Raw genomic sequence first — 16,020 nt, 5'->3', positions numbered from 1 at the left:
GTCTTGAGCTCGAGATCGTTCTGCTGGGAGATGCAGTCCAGGGTGTAGGTGAACGGCGCGCTGACGCGCTCCTCGCCCACCAGCCGGTGGGGCACCAGCCGCGCCCCGGCGACCTCGAGGGTCAGCAACCGCTGCGACTGCGATAGGTCGATGTCGAAGGTTTCGAGTAACGCATCGAATGTCGTGTCGGCCATGATGGGCAAGCCTCCCTGGCGGCGACGGGTTGCAACGCCAAAGAGGAAGACTTTACGTAAGATGGCCGGCCGACAGAATGGCCAGGGCCATGCCGTCGGGAATGGCTGACAAGACGTGTCGGCAATGGCTTACAAGGACGACGCCTTGAACCCCTTAATCGCCATCCTCGAGTATGCTGATTTCCCGGTTCCAGCGGGCCATGAAGGCATCGCGGCGCAGTCGGTCGACGAAGGCCAGCAGCGAGGCGTTGATCGGGATCGGGTAGAGCCGTTCACCGACCTGGTCGCGCAGGCGCTGGGCGGTGTAGGGGCCGATGACCTCGGGTAGCACGCTGAACAGCGGCGTGCTGCCGGCGAGGATGCGCTGGCCCTCGATGCCGAGCAGGAAGTCGACGAACGCCCTGGCGGCAGCCGGGTGCGGCGCGTCGCGATGCACGAAGGCCATGCGCATCATCACCAGCGCATAATCCTGGGGCACCTGCACGATCACTTCGGGGTGGGTCTGGGCCCAGTGCATGGCGTAGGAGCCCAGCAGGTTGTAACCCACCCAGTATCTGCCCTCGGTCAGGCCGTCGAGCATGGCCTGGGTGTTGTCCTCCAGGCTGACCCCGGCGGCGCCCATGGCGGCGACCAGATCCCAGAAGCGCGGCGAATAGCGCGCATCCTGCTGGAACAGGGTGTAGCCGACCCCGCTGCGGCCCGGGGAGTAGGTGGTCACGCGCCCGCGCAGAAGCCCCTGGTGCGTGTTCAGGATGGTATGCAGGTCGGCATGGGTCGTGGGGGGAATCATGTGGCGTGCCAGGTCGAGGCGGTAGACGGTGACGATGGGTTCGAAGGTGAAGCCGAACACCTCGTTGCGCCACTTCGCCCAGGCCGGCCAGTGGCGCGCCTCGTCACTGTCCAGCGGCTGGGCGAGACCCTCGTTGACCCGTGCCAGCTGCCAGGGCATGGCGGAGCTGATCACCACGTCCGGGGCCGGGCGGACTTCGCGGGCACGTCGGTCGACCTCGAGCGTGGAGCGGTCGTGATATTCCAGGGCGATATCGGTGTGGGCACGCGCGAAGGCGTCGAGCAGCGGGGCGATGACCTGACGGTCAAGGGCGGCTTCGACCACCAGCGGCATCCGGGATTGCGCCGGTACATCGGGGGGCATCAGGCCGACCAGCAGCAGGCACGCCAACCAGTGTCGCGGCATGTCAGGTTTCCTCTGTCAGCAACGGAAAGCGGATACCGATCCACAAGCCATGGCCTGGCGCGTTGCGTACGCTCATCACGGCGTCGTGACGGCGGGCGATGGAGTCGACGATGGCCAGGCCGAGGCCGGAACCCTGGGTGTCCTGGCGCCCGCCGCGCTCGAAGGGCTGATGCAGGCGGCCGAGCAGCTCGTCGCTCACGCCGGGGCCGTCGTCCTCGATGCTGAGCGTCACGCTGTCGATGTGACGCTCCAGCCCCAGGGTGATCTCGCTGCCCGGCGGCGTGTAGCGCAGGGCGTTGTCGATCAGGTTGCCGATCATTTCCCGCAACGACCAGGGCTCGCCCTGGATGCGCAGCGGCGCGTCGGGGAGCGGCGTCAGGCCCAGGTCGTGCTGCTGGGCGACATCGCGCTCGGCCCACTCCATCACGGTGTCGCGCAGCAGGGCAGGCAGATCGGTCGCTGCCAGGCTGGTTTCCTCGGCATGGCGCAGGCGGGCCAGACTCAGCAACTGGCCGGCCAGGCGACTGGTGCGTGCCGCGCTGCCATGAACGGCTTCCAGTGCCTGACGCCAGTCGTCGGGACGGTCGCTCTGCAGGGCCAGTTCGCTGGTGCTCTGCAGGCCGGCCAGCGGGGTCTTGAGCTGGTGGCTGGCATCGGCGGTGAAGCGCAGCAAGGCGTCGCGGCCTTCGCGCTGGCGGGCCAGCAAGGCGTTGAGGGTCTCCGCCATGTCGTAGAGCTCGCCGGGCACCCGGGCGTGCAGCGGGTGTATGTCATCGGCATCGCGCTGACGCAGCAACTGGCGCAGGCGACGCACCGGACCCAGCGCGGTGCGGATGGCCAGCAGCATCAGCAGCCCGGCGACCAGTACCATGGCCAGGAAGCGGGTCAGGGTGCGCACGAACAGGTCGCCGGCCAGTGCCTCGCGCCCCGACAGGGTGTGCCCGACCCAGATCTGCACGGGATCCAGCGACTCCCAGCCGGCCGAGGTAAGTTCGCGACCATGCAGACGAATGGGCGTGCCGTGATGCTGCACGGTCATCCACACCGATTCGTCCTCGGCATCACGCTGCCAGGCCGGCGTCACGGCCCCGTCGAGGTTGCCGGTCACCTCGCGGCCGTTCGTGTCGAGGATGGCGTAGAACACCCGCTCCTGCTGGTCGGTGGCCAGGATCTGGAAGGCCGCCGCCGGCATTTCCACGATCGGCCGTCCGTCCTGCCACTGGATCGCCTCGGCGATGGTCAGGCCCGCCGCCTCGAGCTGGCTGTCGTAGGCACGGTCGGCGGCGCGCTGCGCGCTGGTATAGGCCTCGACCAGCAGGCACGCGCCGAGTATGCCGACGGTGGCCAGCAGCCAGACGCCCAGGCGCCGCTTGAGCGTACCGTCGACGACGATCACGTCGGATCGTCCTCCAGGCGATAGCCCAGTCCGCGCAGGGTGCGGATGCGCAGGCCACTGCCCTGCAAGCGCTTGCGCAGGCGACTGATGTAGACCTCCAGGGCGTTGGGGCCTACCTCGCCGAAGCCGAACAGGCGGCTCTCGAGCATCTCCCGCGGGGCGATGCGCCCGCCGTGCAGCAGCAGGCCTTCCAGCAACCCCAGCTCGCGGCGTGGCAGGGCCAGCGTCTCGTCGTGCAGGGTGGCGGTGCCCGAGGCCGGGTCGAAACACAGCGGCCCGAACTGCAGGCGGTTGTCGGTACGCTGCTGACTGCGACGCAGCAGGGCACGCACCCGGGCCTCGAGCTCGGCCAGCGAGAACGGCTTGGCCAGATAGTCGTCTGCGCCCCGGTCGAGACCACGCACACGCTCGTCGATCCCGTCGCGGGCGGTGAGAATCAGCACCGGCGTGGCGTCGCTGCGTTCGCGCAACTCGCCAAGCAGCGTCAGGCCGTTGCCGTCGGGCAGTCCCAGATCGAGCACGATCAGGTCGAAACGGTTATGCGCCAGTGCTGCCCGGGCTTCCCCCAGGCGAGAGAACGTCTCGACGGTGTTGCCCAGTGGGCCGAGGGCCTTGACGAGCGAGCGGGCGATCAGCGGGTCGTCTTCGACGATAAGCAGGCGCATTGGACCAAAGTCTCACGGGGATGGGGCGCGGATGACAGGTTGATGAAAGGTTGGGTGCCTAGCATCACTCGGGTCATCGAGGCGATGACGGCAGGGAGGGGACGCCCCTCGCGCTCACAACAAAGAAACAGGAGTCCGCCATGAAATTCAACTCGGCATTTCGCCGCTGGTCCTCGCTGATCGCGCTCAGCGGTGCGCTGATGACCGGCACGGCCCAGGCCCAATCCGACGACACCGAGTGTATCGCACCGGCCAAGCCGGGCGGTGGTTACGACCTGACCTGCCGCCTCGCGGCCAATGCGCTGCAGGAAACCGGGCTGATCGACAAGCCGATGATGGTCAGCTACATGCCTGGCGGCATCGGCGCCGTGGCCTACAACCACGTCAATGGTGTACGTACCGACGATCCCAACCTGATCGTCGCGGCCAGCACCGGGGCGGCCGTCAACCTGGCGCTGGGCAAGTTCGGGAATTACAACGCCGACGAAGTGCGCTGGCTGGGTGCGCTGGGCGCCGACTATGGCGCCATCGTGGTCAAGGCCGACGCGCCGTGGCAGAACCTCGAGGAACTCATGAAAGACCTCGAGACCCAGCCGGGCAAGATCGTCTTCGGTGCCGGCGGTACCGTGGGCAGCCAGGACTGGATGAAGGCGGCGCTGACCGCCAAGGCGGCGGACATCTCGCCGCGCGACCTGCGCTACGTGGCCTTCGAGGGCGGTGGCGAATCGCTGGCGGCGCTGCTCGGCGATCATATCCAGGTCTTCACCGGCGACATGTCGGAACTGCGTCCGCACCTGGAAAGCGGCAAGATCCGCGTGCTGGCCTCGCTGTCCGAAGAGCGCCTGGGCGGACCGTACGCCGACATTCCCACCGCCGCCGAGCAGGGTTACGACGTGCAGTGGCCGATCTGGCGCGGCTACTACATGGGCCCCGAGGTCAGCGACGAGGCCTATCAGGCGTGGGTGGACAAGCTCGAGACGCTCTCCGAGAAGGAGAAATTCGCCGAGCTGCGCGAGGCGCGCGGACTGTTCCCGATGTCGCGCTTCGGCGATGACTTCGACGGCTACGTCAAGGAGCAGGTCGCCCAGTTCAAGCAGCTCGCCGAAGAAGTGGGTCTGACGAAATGAAGCTCGCCGCCGACCGACTCCTGGGACTCGCCCTGATCGGTCTGGCGGCGTTTGCCGCCGCCCAGGCCGCCAATCTGCATGTCCCTTTCAGCTACGAGCCCGTGGGGCCCAAGGCCTTTCCGATCGCCTTGTCGATAGTGCTGGCCGCGTTGTCCCTGGTATTGGTGTTTCGACCGGGCGACAACGGGCACTGGCCGGACAAGTCGCTGAGCCTGAAGTTGCTGGCGGTGCTGGGCGTGCTGCTGGTTTACGCGCTGCTGTTCACGCGGCTGGGATTCATCGTGACCACCTTCTTCGCGGTGCTGGCCCTGGCCCGGCTGTTCGAGGCGACCTGGCTCAAGGCGCTGATCGCCGCCGCGCTGATGGCCCTGGGCAGCTTCTATCTATTCACCCAAGGGCTGGGAATTTCCCTGCCAGGCGGCTACTGGCTGCCCGACTTCGCCTGAGGGGCCCGGCATGTTCGATTTTCTGATAGACGGTTTCGGTGTTGCATTGAGCCCCCTCAACCTGGGGCTGGCCTTTCTGGGCGCGATGCTGGGGACACTGTTCGGCGCGCTTCCGGGCATCGGCCCGATCAATGGCATCGCCATCCTCATGCCGCTGGCCTACACGCTGGGCCTGCCGGCCGAGTCGGCGCTGATCCTGCTGGCCGGCGTCTATACCGGCGCGGAATATGGCGGTCGCATGTCGAGCATCCTGCTCAACGTGCCCGGCGATGCCGGTGCGGTGATGACCACCCTCGACGGCCACCCGCTGGCCAAGAAGGGCCTGGCCGGCCCGGCGCTGGGCCTGTCCGCGGTGAGCTCGTTCGTCGGGGCGACCATCGCCATCATCGGCCTGACCCTGTTCGCGCCGCTGCTGGCCGAGGTCGCGGTGATGTTCGGCCCCGCCGAGTTCTTCGCGCTGATGATCTTCGCCTTCGCCTCGATGTCGGTGATGATGGGCAAGGACCCGATCAAGACCGCCATCGGCGCGGTGCTCGGGGTGATGATCGCCATGGTGGGCGTGGACTCCGGCACCGGCGTGCTGCGCTATACCTTCGGCATGGCCGAACTCTACGACGGCATCGACTTCGTGGTGATGATCATCGGCTTGTTCGCGATCAGCGAGATCCTGCTGATGCTCGAGCACGCCAATCGCCAGGACGCCAGCGAGGAGATGCCGCCGCTGGGCCGGGTGATGGTCAGCCTCAAGGAAGTGCTGCACTGCAAGTGGACCATGCTGCGCTGCGGGCTGATCGGCTTCATCGTCGGTGTGCTGCCGGGTACCGGCGCCTCCGTGGCCGGGGCCGTCGCCTACACCACCGAGAAGCGCCTCTCCGACAAGGAGGGTACCTTCGGTACCGGCGACATGCGGGGCCTGGCCGCGCCCGAGGCGGCCAACAACGCCTCGGCGGCGGGCTCCTTCGTGCCCATGCTGACGCTGGGGATCCCCGGTTCCGGCACCACCGCGGTGCTGCTCGGCGCGCTGATGCTCTACAACATCACGCCCGGGCCGATGATGTTCTCCGAGCGTCCCGAGGTGGCCGGTGGGCTGATCGCCTCGCTGTACATCGGCAACGTGGTACTGCTGATGCTCAACCTGCCGCTGGCGGGGGTGTTCGCCAAGGTGCTGACCATCCCGCGCTGGGTGCTGGTGCCGGGGATCGCCATCCTGGCCTTCGTCGGTGTCTTCCAACTGCACTCCGACCTGATGGCCATCTATCTGATGCTGATCATCGGCGTGTTCGGCTACCTGCTGCGCAAGCTGGGCTTCTCGCTGGCACCGGTGATCCTCGGCTATGTCCTCGGCGGGCTGATGGAGGACAACCTGCGCCGGGCCCTGTCGATCAGCGGCGGTGAGCTCGGCATCCTGTGGCAGTCGGGCATCTCGCTGGGGCTGTGGATTGCCGCGGGGGCGCTGCTGGTACTGCCGTGGCTGGTGCCGAAGCTCTTGGCTCGCAAGTCGCTGGACGGCGCCTGAAACTTTCCGCATTCTCTGGCGGCGCTGGGCCCGGGGCGGATGCATGCCGAACCCGGGCCCGCGCTTTCTATGACGCCATGATAGAGGGGTTGCCTTGATCGGCACGCTCAAAGGCCGGTGCGCTGCGACCGGTAAATTGCTGCCTACACTCGCCGTCGGCGCCGTCGGTGGCGGCATCGCCTATGCGCTCGACGTTCCCTTGCCCTGGCTGCTGGGGGCGCTGATCGCCGCTACCCTGCTCAGCCTGGGCGGTTTGCGGCTACGCGCACCCACCACTTCGCGCAAGGCGGTGCTGGTGGTGATCGGGGTGATGCTCGGCGCGGCGTTCACCCCCGACATGGCCGGCGATGTGGCACTGTGGGGTACGAGCCTGGTGCTGATGCTGTTGTCCACGGCGGTGATGATGGCGTTCTCGGTATGGTTCGGTCGGCGTGTCGCCGGCTACTCCATGGATACCGCGATGTACTCGGGGGTTCCCGGCGGCGTCTCGGCGGTCACGTTGATGGCGGCGGACTCGCAGGCCGACCTGCGTATGGTGGGGCTGACCCACGCGGTGCGCATCCTGATACTACTGCTGGCGATTCCACCGGCACTCGACCTGGTCGGGCACGTCAGCCTGCAGGCACGCAGCCTGACCCTGGGCGAATGGCTGGCGGTACCGGAGCTCGGCGATACCCTGCTGCTGATCGGGGCCGGTGTCATCGGCATGTGGCTGGGGCGACGCCTGCACCTGCCCAATCCGCTGCTGTTCGGGCCGGTCCTGCTGTCCGGTGCCCTTCACGTGACGGGAGTGACCGAGGCAGCCATTCCGCCGACCATCGTCGCGCTGGCGCAGATCATCATCGGCGTCTCGGTGGGCGTGCGTTTCGGCGGCACGTCGCTGGCCTCGGTGGGCGTCAACCTGGTTATGGCGGTGCTCCAGGCGGTGGCGCTGTTGCTGATCACCGTCGTCGCCGCCTGGCTCGTGCACGCCATCACCGGCTATTCGGCCGCGGCGCTGCTGCTGGCCTACATGCCGGGCGGCGCCCCCGAGCTGAGCCTGGTGGCTCTGTCGCTGGGCATAGACCCGGCCTTCGTGACGTCCCACCACCTGCTGCGCATCAGCGTGCTGGTATTGGTATTGCCCGCGCTGTTGCGGATCGCCATGCGGCGAACCCATAACGCCTGATCCCGGGCCATTGCGGCAGTGGGCGGAAGGCCTGATCAGTGCGGGTGCCGGCGGTTGGCCTCCATGCGCTCGAGGAACACTTCCATCACCTTGTCGTAGAGCCGCGGGCCGAGCACCAGGTCCTCGACGCCGGCATCCAGGTTGGGGTTGTCGTTGATCTCGATCACCACCACCCGATCGCCGACCTGCTTGATGTCCACCCCGTAGAGACCGTTGCCGATCAGCCGCGTGGCCTTCAGTGCGGCCTTGATCACCGGCTTGGGCACGTCCTCCGGGGCGTGGGTGGTAAACCCGCCGCTGCGCGTCTTGCCGCGCGAATGATCGTAGATCTGCCAGTGGCCGCGGGCCATGTAGTAGCGGCTGGCGTAGAGCACCTGGCCATCGAGCACGCCGATGCGCCAGTCGTAGTCGGTGGGCAGCCACTCCTGAAGCAGCAACAGCGCCGACGATTCGAACAGCCGCGTGGCTTCCTGCTGCAGTGCCTCGGCCGAGGCGATCTTGACCACCCCCCGCGAGAAGGCGCCGTCCGGCACCTTGAGGACCATCGGGAACTGCAGGCCGGCGGCCTTCTCGGGCAGCCGCTTGAGATCGTCGCGATACAGCAGCAGGCCATCCGGTGCCGGCACGCCGCGGGCACCCAGCAGCGCGTGGAGGTAGACCTTGTTGGTGCAGCGCAGGATCGAGCGCGGGTCGTCGATCACCACCAGCCCTTCGTGCTCGGCACGCCGCGCCATGCGGTAGGTGTGGTGATCGAGGCTGGTGGTCTCGCGGATGAACAGCGCGTCGAATTCGGCCAGCCGCCCCTCGTCGCGCTTGGTGATCAGCGACACATCGATGCCCAGCCGGCGTCCGGCGCGAATGAACTGCTTGAGCGCGCTCCTGTTGCTCGGCGGCAGGGCTTCCTTGGGGTCGACCAGGATCGCCAGGTCGTAGCGATAGCGGCGACGCGCCTTGGGGGTGCGCCAGATCTTCCGCGAATGACGGTTCAGCGCCTGGGCGAAGCGATCCTGCTCGGCCCCGCGCAGGGCGCTGAGTGCCAGCGGCTTGAGCCGGGTCAGTCGCCACAGTCCCTGGCGGCGCTGGAAACGCGCCTCCATCAGCGGGCAGGGCAGGCGCTCGAACAGCCGACGTGCCAGCCGGCCGAGGCCCTCCTCGAGACACTCGCCGAACATCACGCGCAGCGTGAACGCTTCGTCGGGCAGCGCGCCACGCCGCGACAGCTCGTCCATCAGCGGCGCCAGCGACTCGAGTTGCAGGTCGACCAGCGCCTTGCGCGACAGCTGGTTGAGCGTCTCGACACTGGGCAGCACCCGTTGGCCGCGCGCCTGGGCCAGCAGCGACACGTAATAGCCGGTGCCCAGGTAGTCCAGCCCGCCGCACAGGTTGATGACCTGGGTGGCGCTTTCCTGGGCGCCGGTGGCTTCCTGTGCCAGGTAGTCGGCGGCGCTGATCAGGTCGTCACTGGGGTAGTAGGGACGCCAGTCGGCGAGCCGGTCGACGACGATACGCAACGGTGACATGGGCGAGCTTCCTGGCTGAAGTGTACGGAGCGGGTGGGGCCCGACTGGCGCTAGAATGCACTTGACCAGAAGCGGCTACAATAGCTTCAATCGCATAAATGCCAGGGGGCCGCCGCGGTCCCGATCGCCGCGACAAGCCGCCTTGCCCCTTCGCCCATTGTTCACGAAAGTCGTTCATGAATCCGCTTGTCTCTTCTGTTCTGCGTCCCGCCCGTGGTGACGATCTCGATGCCCTGTGTCAGCTCGAGTCGATCAGCTTCGAGGGCGACCGTTTCACACGTCGACAGCTGGCGCATCTGCTCAAACGGGCCCACGCGCGGACCTGGGTCGCCGTCACCGATGAAGGCGCATTGCAGGGTTACGGCACGCTGCTGTTTCGGCGCAACAGCCGTAGCGCGCGGCTGTACTCGTTCTGCGTGCATCCCGAGGCGCGCGGCAGCGGGCTGGGGCGGCGCCTGCTCGAGGCGCTGGAGGGCGAGGCGCTTGAGCGCGGCATGCAGCGCCTGACCCTCGAGGTGCGCGCCGACAATCGCGTGGCGATGGGGCTCTACCGGCGCATGGGCTTCCTGCCGAGGCGTTGGCTGGAAGACTACTATGTCGATGGCTGTGCCGCCTGGCAGATGGACAAGTCGCTGGTGACCGCCGCCGAAGCGCCGTGCGGGTCCGGAGAGGCTGCAGCCGCGGCGCGCTTGGGCTAGCATGCACGGCGTCAATCTCACTGGAGCACATTCATGCCATCCTTCGACATCGTTTCCGAGCTCGACAAGCACGAAGTCACCAACGCCGTCGATCAGGCCAACCGCGAGCTGGGCACGCGCTTCGATTTCCGCGGTGTCACCGCCAGTTTCAGCGAGGAGGACGGGGCGGTGGCGATGGAAGCCGATGCCGATTTCCAGTTGCGCCAGATGCTCGACATCCTCAAGGGCCGCCTGATCGCGCGCGGCATCGATGTCGGCTGCTTGGACGAGCAACCCGCCGAGACCGGCGGCGTGCGCGCCCGCCAGCGCGTGGAGCTGCGCCAGGGCATCGACCAGCCGCTGGCCAAGAAGATCGTCAAGACGCTCAAGGACGCCAAGCTCAAGGTCCAGGCGCAGATCCAGGGCGAAAAGGTACGGGTCACCGGCAAGAAGCGCGACGATCTGCAGCAGGCCATCGCGCTGCTCAAGGCCGATGAATCCATCGAGCTGCCGCTGCAGTTCGATAATTTCCGCGACTAGCCGTCCGCGACCGGCCGTCCGCGACCGGCCGTCCGCGACCGGTCAGGCGAGGTGCCGCCGCCTGTCCCAGGTCAAGGCCGGCCAGGGCGACTGGGGGTATCCTGGGTGGCGGGATGACGCATCTATTGAAGTTGCCTAGGATGACCATAGGCGGTACTCATTTCCCCTGTCCGGCCGAACACGCTGTAATGGAACTGCCGGGCGCCGGCCGACAAGCGTGCTGCCGTGGGGCTCGGTGGTTACCCCTGCATCAGGGTCGTGGTTAAGGAGGGCACGATGCCCAACATCAGACATGCCATCTACACGGCCCTGGCGGGCATCAGCTTCGCCCTGGGCGTGATCGGCCTGTTCCTGCCGGTGATGCCGACGACCTGCTTCATGCTGCTGGCGGTGTGGCTGGCTTCCCGGGGCTCGCCACGCTTTGCGCTGTGGATCCGCGAGCATCCGCGTTTCGGTCCTTCGATCAGCGCCTGGGAACGCGAACGCGCGATCCCGACCCACGCCAAGCGCTGGGCGCTGGCGATGCTGGTGGTGTCGATGCTCGTCATCGCCCTGAGTGTCGAATCGTTGCCCGTGCGTGTCGCCCTGATCGTCGGTCTGAGCGGGCTGTCGCTGTGGATCGCCACGCGGCCGACGCCGCGTCAGAGTGGCGGCAGCTGCCCGATGTTGCCTGCATCCTCCGAACGCCTCACCGGCGCCTCCTGCTCCTCGCAGCGTTCCAACCGCTGATAGAGCGCGGCAAGTGGCTGCATGGTCAGGCCGCGTCTTTGAGACTCCTGCCTCGCTCACCGTACAATGGCGGCAACCTTGTACAAGGAGTACCCGTCATGTCCGATTCGCCGATTTCCGCAGAGGTCGAAATCAAGCCGGTCGATGCACAGCCGCAACCGGTCTATCTCGAGGACTACCAGCCGCCGGCCTTTCGCGTCACCCATACCGAACTCAAGTTCGATCTCGCGCCCTCGGCGACTCGTGTCAGTGCGATACTGCACATGGAGCGTCACCCCGACAGTGCGCCCGGCCGGCCACTGGCGCTCAACGGCGAGCGACTCTCGCTCAAGCGTATCGCCATCGACGGTCAGGAACTCCAGGAGGGCGAATACCGGATCGATGCCGAGACGCTGACGATTGCCGAGCCGCCCGAGCGATTCCGCCTGGAGACCGACGTCGACATCGATCCGGCCAGCAACACCGCGCTGGAAGGCTTGTACCTGTCCAACGGCATGTTCTGTACCCAATGCGAGGCCGAGGGCTTCCGGCGCATCACCTACTATCCGGATCGCCCCGACGTGATGGCGACCTTCTCGACCACCGTGATCGGCGATGCCGAGACGTTGCCGGTGCTGCTGTCCAACGGCAATCCGGTGGAGCGTGGCGAGTTGCCGGACGGCAAGCACTTCGTCACCTGGGAGGACCCGCACCCCAAGCCCAGCTATCTGTTCGCGCTGGTCGCCGGCCAGTTGGAGAAGGTCGAGGATCGCTTCACGACCGCCAGCGGTCGCGAGATCACCCTGCAGATCTGGGTCGAGTCCGAGAACCTCGACAAGACCGAGCACGCGATGCGTTCGCTGAAGTCGGCGATGGCCTGGGACGAGCGGACCTACGGTCGCGAGTACGATCTCGACCGCTTCATGATCGTCGCCGTCAACGACTTCAACATGGGCGCGATGGAGAACAAGGGCCTCAACATCTTCAACTCGGCGGCGGTGCTGACCCATCCGCAGACCGCCACCGACGCCGCCTTCCAGCGCGTCGAGGGGATCGTCGCCCACGAGTACTTCCACAACTGGTCGGGCAACCGGGTGACCTGTCGCGACTGGTTCCAGCTCTCGCTCAAGGAGGGCTTCACGGTCTTCCGCGACCAGAGCTTCTCGGCCGACGTCAATTCGGCGCCGGTCAAGCGCATCGAGGACGTGTCGTTCTTCCGCACCGCGCAGTTCGCCGAGGATGCCGGGCCCACCGCGCATCCGGTGCGTCCGGACCATTACATCGAGATCGGCAATTTCTATACCCTGACGATCTACGAGAAGGGCGCCGAGATCGTGCGCATGCTGCGCAACCTGCTGGGCTGGGAGACCTTCCGCAAGGGCTCGGACCTGTATTTCTCGCGCTTCGACGGGCAGGCCGTGACCATCGAGGACTTCGTTGCCTGCATGGCCGAGGTCTCGGACATCGATCTCGGCCAGTTCATGCGCTGGTACTCGCAGGCCGGCACACCCGAGATCGACGCCCACGGCGAGTACGACTATGCCAACAGCGAATACCGCCTGACGCTGCGTCAGCGCACGCCCCCGACGCCCGGCCAGCCCGACAAGCAGCCGCTGCACATTCCGGTGAGCATCGGCCTGGTCGGTACCAAGTCCGGCGACGATCTGGGGCTCACGCTGGATGGCGAGCGGCTCGACAAGGAGTGCGTATTGCACCTGCGCGAGGAGGAGCAGACCTTCGTCTTCACCGATCTGGCCGAAGCGCCGGTGCCCTCGCTGCTGCGCGGATTCTCGGCGCCGGTCAAGCTGCGCTTTCCCTACGGGCGCGAGGACCTGGCTTTCCTGCTGCAGCACGACAGTGACGGCTTCAATCGCTGGGATGCCGGCCAGCGGCTGACCATGCTGGCGCTCGACGACCTGATCGCCGCGCACCGCAACGGCGTCGAGAAAGTCATGGACGCCCGGGTGACCGAGGCGTTCCGCGGCCTGCTGTCGGCGCCTGCCGACGACAAGGCGGTGCTCGCCGAGATGCTCACCCTGCCTTCGGAGGCGTACATCGCCGAGCAGCAGCCGATGGTCGACGTCGATGCGATCCACGCCGCACGGGATTTCGTCAAGCGCTCGCTGGCCACCACGCTGCGCGATGAGTTCCTGGCGCTGTATCGCGCCAACCAGTCGGAGGCCGACTACGTACCCGGCGCCGAGCAGATCGCCCAGCGCAGCCTCAAGAACGTGGCATTGTCGTACCTGATGAGCATCGAGGACGACGAGGCCGTCGAACTGGCCCGCGAGCAGTTCGAGGCTGCTCACAACATGACCGACGTGCGTGCCGCCTTGACGCTACTGGTGCACAGTTCGCGCGGGGATATCGCCGACCCGGCGTTGCGCGCCTTCGGTGAGAAGTGGGCCCATGATCCGCTGGTCATGGACCAGTGGTTCAGCGTCCAGGTCACGCGCCCGCAGGCGGATGCCATCGAGCGGGTCAAGTACCTGATGGGGCACCCGGCATTCTCGCTCAAGAATCCCAACAAGGTGCGCGCATTGATCGGCGCCTTCGCCGGCCAGAACCGGGTCAACTTCCACCGTCTCGACGGTCAGGGCTACCGGCTGCTTGCCGATGTGGTCATCGAGCTCAACAGCCTCAACCCGGAGATCGCCGCGCGGATCATCACCCCGCTGACCCGCTGGCAGCGTTACGACGAGCAGCGCCAGGCCCTGATGAAGGCCGAGCTGGAACGCATCCAGGCCGAGCCGCTTTCGCCCAATGTCTATGAAGTGGTCGAGAAGGCGCTGGCCGTCTGACGGCTTGCCGGGAAGCAGCGCAATATGGAACGGGCCGCTCCAGGAGCGGCCCGTTTCACGTCGTGCCCATGCGCCTATCGCCGCGCCGGGCGCGACCGGTTACGGCGCGATACGCTGGGTGGCATCGGTGAAGCCCATCAGCGAGATATCCAGGTCCGTGCGCTCGCCGCGTGGCCCGATCATGCTCAGCGTGGCGGTGCTGCCACCGCGCAACTGGCGCATCAACTCGGGCTTGACCGGCAGGTCGCCGCGGCAGCCCTGTTGCTGGCAGACCTGATAGGGGAAGCGGACCGGTTCGCCGCCGTCGATGCTCAATTGCATGCCCGGCGCCAGGCGCACGCCCAGCGGCAGCAGGAATACCAGCACGGGGCCATCGGCTTCCGGCGGGTAGGCCAGCACCACGCGCATCAGCGGCTGGCCGCTATCCGGATTGTCGATCAACTGGCTCATCGTGCAGGCCCCCTGAGCGGTGTTGCCCTGGGGGCAGCGCACCTCCCAATCCTGGACCTGCTGGATATCGACATTGGCGTCGGCAGGGGGCTGTTGCTGAGCCAATGCCGCGGGAGCCAGGGCGAGGGTGGCCAGCAAGGATAGCGCCCAGTGGCGCAGCGCGAAGCGTTTCAACATAGTGTCCGTCTCCTGTCGTCGTGTATCGGGTCGCGATCGACCCCGGGTCAGTCATGGAAGCAATCAATCGTGGCGGTGACAATGAGCCGTGCACGCGTCAGGCGATCAGCCAGCTGAGCGCCAGCAGTCCCAGCAGGACCCAGCATACCCCGCCGAGCACCGCCCCGCGCAGGAAGGCGCGCAAGCCCTTGTAGAGCATGATCAGGCCGACGATCAGCACGATCAGGCTGAACAGCGAGCCGCTGATGCCCAGCGAGTCGGACAGGCCATCGACGAAGTCGTCGACGGCCCAGTAGAGCCCGCCGAAGATGTTGCCCAGGAACTCGACCAGGGTGCGAATGGCGTCGCCGATCGCTTCCCCCAGCCAGTTGAAGAAGCCGTCATCCTGCATGGTTCGTCCTTGATAGAAGTGGTGTCATCGCGAGTCGTGCGTTTCGACCGGCGCGTCCGACTGTTGCCCGCGCAGCCAGGCGATCTCCTCCGACCACAACGCCGGCTCGATGGTTTCAAGAATCAGAGGGATGCCATCGATACGCGGGTCGCGGACGATCGTGCTGAACGCCCCCAGGCCGATGTTGCCCTGGCCCAGGCTGTGGTGGCGGTCGACGCGGCTGGCGAAGCCGCTCTTGGCGTCGTTGAGATGCATGCCGCGCAGGTAGCCGAAGCCGACGACCCGCTCGAATTCGTCGAGGGTGGCGCGGGTGGCTTCGGGGGTGCGCAGATCGTAGCCGGCGGCGAAGGCGTGACAGGTGTCCACGCAGACGCCGACCCGCGAGCGGTCGTCGACCTGCTCGATGATCTCGGCCAGGTGCTCGAAGCGATGGCCCAGGTTGGTGCCCTGGCCGGCGGTGTTCTCGATCACCGCGACCACCGACTCGGTACGGGCGTGGGTTTCGTTGATCGACTCGGCGATACGCGCCAGGCAATCGCGCTCGCTGATCCGCTCCAGGTGACTGCCGGGGTGGAAGTTGAGCAGCGTCAGCCCGAGCTGTTCGCAGCGTTGGCATTCGTCGAGGAAGGCCGCACGGGATTTCGCGAGCCCCTCGCGGTCGGGGTGCCCCAGGTTGATCAGATAGCTGTCATGGGGAAGTATCTGCGCCGCGCCAAAGTCGTATTCCAGGCAAGCGTCGCGAAAGGCGCTGATCGCCTCGTCGCTCAAGGGCTTGGCATGCCAGCGACGCTGGTTCTTGGTAAACAGCGCCAGCGCATCGGCGCCGATTTCGTGGGCGCGCCTTATCGCCTGGTCCGGTCCGCCAGCGGCACTGACGTGGGCTCCGAGATATTTCATGGGCGCTTCCGGGTAGCGGATTCGCCCCCATGGTAAGGCCTGTGTCGACGGCTAGCGAGCCGCGCAGGTTGACGACGACGGAGGACGCCGCTTTAATGAATGAGTATCGGCTTATTAAAGCCGATGCGAACGACCTCACCATCAACTCGTTG

General features: G+C 66.7%; 16 protein-coding genes. 8 read left to right on the top strand and 8 right to left on the bottom strand.

Annotated elements, in window-relative coordinates; all coding sequences use genetic code 11:
* The 4 genes from HR9077_RS13740 to HR9077_RS13725 all read right to left on the bottom strand — a co-directional run.
* The coding region (locus tag HR9077_RS13740; RefSeq protein ID WP_136067571.1) for a hypothetical protein at positions 1-194 on the bottom strand (194 nt) is incomplete at its 3' end.
* 154 nt (positions 195-348) lie between these two features.
* On the bottom strand, positions 349-1,389 hold the full coding sequence (locus HR9077_RS13735; protein ID WP_136067570.1) for an ABC transporter substrate-binding protein: 1,041 nt from the start codon (positions 1,387-1,389) through the stop codon (positions 349-351).
* 1 nt (position 1,390) lies between these two features.
* Positions 1,391-2,785 (bottom strand): sensor histidine kinase, encoded by a 1,395-nt coding sequence (locus tag HR9077_RS13730; RefSeq protein WP_136067569.1) that lies wholly within the window; start codon positions 2,783-2,785, stop codon positions 1,391-1,393.
* Positions 2,782-3,450 carry a response regulator gene (locus tag HR9077_RS13725; protein ID WP_136067568.1) on the bottom strand — a complete coding sequence of 223 codons (669 nt, stop codon included), beginning with the start codon at positions 3,448-3,450 and terminating at the stop codon, positions 2,782-2,784. The genes HR9077_RS13730 and HR9077_RS13725 overlap by 4 nt, the downstream gene beginning before the upstream one ends.
* Positions 3,451-3,590: 140 nt before the next feature.
* Between HR9077_RS13725 and HR9077_RS13720 the strand changes: the two genes are divergently transcribed.
* From HR9077_RS13720 to HR9077_RS13705, 4 genes are all read left to right on the top strand, one after another.
* Positions 3,591-4,577 (top strand): Bug family tripartite tricarboxylate transporter substrate binding protein, encoded by a 987-nt coding sequence (locus HR9077_RS13720; RefSeq protein WP_136067567.1) that lies wholly within the window; start codon positions 3,591-3,593, stop codon positions 4,575-4,577.
* The gene (locus HR9077_RS13715; RefSeq protein ID WP_136067566.1) at positions 4,574-5,023 is read left to right on the top strand and encodes a tripartite tricarboxylate transporter TctB family protein; all 450 of its coding nucleotides are present in this window, start codon (positions 4,574-4,576) and stop codon (positions 5,021-5,023) included. Before HR9077_RS13720 ends, HR9077_RS13715 begins: the two co-directional genes overlap by 4 nt.
* A 10-nt stretch (positions 5,024-5,033) precedes the next feature.
* Positions 5,034-6,539 (top strand): tripartite tricarboxylate transporter permease, encoded by a 1,506-nt coding sequence (locus tag HR9077_RS13710; RefSeq protein ID WP_136067565.1) that lies wholly within the window; start codon positions 5,034-5,036, stop codon positions 6,537-6,539.
* A 136-nt stretch (positions 6,540-6,675) separates the two neighbouring features.
* Positions 6,676-7,707 (top strand): AbrB family transcriptional regulator, encoded by a 1,032-nt coding sequence (locus HR9077_RS13705; RefSeq protein ID WP_244613237.1) that lies wholly within the window; start codon positions 6,676-6,678, stop codon positions 7,705-7,707.
* A 35-nt stretch (positions 7,708-7,742) separates the two neighbouring features.
* On the opposite strand, the gene HR9077_RS13700 is transcribed toward HR9077_RS13705, so the two are convergent.
* On the bottom strand, positions 7,743-9,227 hold the full coding sequence (locus HR9077_RS13700; protein WP_136067563.1) for a RimK family protein: 1,485 nt from the start codon (positions 9,225-9,227) through the stop codon (positions 7,743-7,745).
* A 176-nt stretch (positions 9,228-9,403) separates the two neighbouring features.
* On the opposite strand from HR9077_RS13700, the gene HR9077_RS13695 reads away from it, so the two are divergent.
* The 4 genes from HR9077_RS13695 (at position 9,404) to pepN (ending at position 13,953) form a co-directional block, all read left to right on the top strand.
* Positions 9,404-9,925, top strand: a complete 522-nt coding sequence (locus tag HR9077_RS13695) for a GNAT family N-acetyltransferase (RefSeq protein WP_136067562.1) — start codon at positions 9,404-9,406, stop codon at positions 9,923-9,925.
* Positions 9,926-9,958: 33 nt separating this feature from the next.
* Positions 9,959-10,444 carry a YajQ family cyclic di-GMP-binding protein gene (locus HR9077_RS13690; RefSeq protein WP_136067561.1) on the top strand — a complete coding sequence of 162 codons (486 nt, stop codon included), beginning with the start codon at positions 9,959-9,961 and terminating at the stop codon, positions 10,442-10,444.
* A 276-nt stretch (positions 10,445-10,720) separates the two neighbouring features.
* On the top strand, positions 10,721-11,173 hold the full coding sequence (locus HR9077_RS13685) for a YbaN family protein (RefSeq protein ID WP_136067560.1): 453 nt from the start codon (positions 10,721-10,723) through the stop codon (positions 11,171-11,173).
* A gap of 98 nt (positions 11,174-11,271) precedes the next feature.
* Positions 11,272-13,953, top strand: a complete 2,682-nt coding sequence (pepN, locus tag HR9077_RS13680; RefSeq protein WP_136067559.1) for an aminopeptidase N — start codon at positions 11,272-11,274, stop codon at positions 13,951-13,953.
* A gap of 99 nt (positions 13,954-14,052) precedes the next feature.
* On the opposite strand, the gene HR9077_RS13675 is transcribed toward pepN, so the two are convergent.
* From HR9077_RS13675 to nfo, 3 genes are all read right to left on the bottom strand, one after another.
* The gene (locus tag HR9077_RS13675) at positions 14,053-14,580 is read right to left on the bottom strand and encodes an invasion associated locus B family protein (protein WP_136067558.1); all 528 of its coding nucleotides are present in this window, start codon (positions 14,578-14,580) and stop codon (positions 14,053-14,055) included.
* A 97-nt stretch (positions 14,581-14,677) separates the two neighbouring features.
* Positions 14,678-14,971 carry a hypothetical protein gene (locus HR9077_RS13670; RefSeq protein ID WP_136067557.1) on the bottom strand — a complete coding sequence of 98 codons (294 nt, stop codon included), beginning with the start codon at positions 14,969-14,971 and terminating at the stop codon, positions 14,678-14,680.
* Between the two features lie 24 nt (positions 14,972-14,995).
* The gene (gene nfo, locus HR9077_RS13665) at positions 14,996-15,868 is read right to left on the bottom strand and encodes a deoxyribonuclease IV (protein WP_136067556.1); all 873 of its coding nucleotides are present in this window, start codon (positions 15,866-15,868) and stop codon (positions 14,996-14,998) included.
* Positions 15,869-16,020: the final 152 nt, after the last annotated feature.

The sequence above is a fragment of the Modicisalibacter radicis genome, from assembly GCF_900961225.1.
In the GTDB taxonomy this organism is placed as follows: Bacteria; Pseudomonadota; Gammaproteobacteria; order Pseudomonadales; family Halomonadaceae; genus Modicisalibacter.
This window is presented reverse-complemented; position numbering and strand designations above follow the sequence as displayed.

Excerpts from the sequence above, each read along its gene's own strand:
- HR9077_RS13735 (WP_136067570.1), bottom strand. The coding sequence starts at position 1,389 with ATGCCGCGACACTGGTTGGCGTGCCTGCTGCTGGTCGGCCTGATGCCC.
- HR9077_RS13720 (WP_136067567.1), top strand. The coding sequence starts at position 3,591 with ATGAAATTCAACTCGGCATTTCGCCGCTGGTCCTCGCTGATCGCGCTC.
- HR9077_RS13685 (WP_136067560.1), top strand. The coding sequence starts at position 10,721 with ATGCCCAACATCAGACATGCCATCTACACGGCCCTGGCGGGCATCAGC.
- HR9077_RS13710 (WP_136067565.1), top strand. The coding sequence starts at position 5,034 with ATGTTCGATTTTCTGATAGACGGTTTCGGTGTTGCATTGAGCCCCCTC.
- HR9077_RS13715 (WP_136067566.1), top strand. The coding sequence starts at position 4,574 with ATGAAGCTCGCCGCCGACCGACTCCTGGGACTCGCCCTGATCGGTCTG.
- pepN (WP_136067559.1), top strand. The coding sequence starts at position 11,272 with ATGTCCGATTCGCCGATTTCCGCAGAGGTCGAAATCAAGCCGGTCGAT.
- HR9077_RS13675 (WP_136067558.1), bottom strand. The coding sequence starts at position 14,580 with ATGTTGAAACGCTTCGCGCTGCGCCACTGGGCGCTATCCTTGCTGGCC.
- nfo (WP_136067556.1), bottom strand. The coding sequence starts at position 15,868 with ATGAAATATCTCGGAGCCCACGTCAGTGCCGCTGGCGGACCGGACCAG.
- HR9077_RS13725 (WP_136067568.1), bottom strand. The coding sequence starts at position 3,450 with ATGCGCCTGCTTATCGTCGAAGACGACCCGCTGATCGCCCGCTCGCTC.
- HR9077_RS13695 (WP_136067562.1), top strand. The coding sequence starts at position 9,404 with ATGAATCCGCTTGTCTCTTCTGTTCTGCGTCCCGCCCGTGGTGACGAT.
- HR9077_RS13700 (WP_136067563.1), bottom strand. The coding sequence starts at position 9,227 with ATGTCACCGTTGCGTATCGTCGTCGACCGGCTCGCCGACTGGCGTCCC.
- HR9077_RS13670 (WP_136067557.1), bottom strand. The coding sequence starts at position 14,971 with ATGCAGGATGACGGCTTCTTCAACTGGCTGGGGGAAGCGATCGGCGAC.
- HR9077_RS13690 (WP_136067561.1), top strand. The coding sequence starts at position 9,959 with ATGCCATCCTTCGACATCGTTTCCGAGCTCGACAAGCACGAAGTCACC.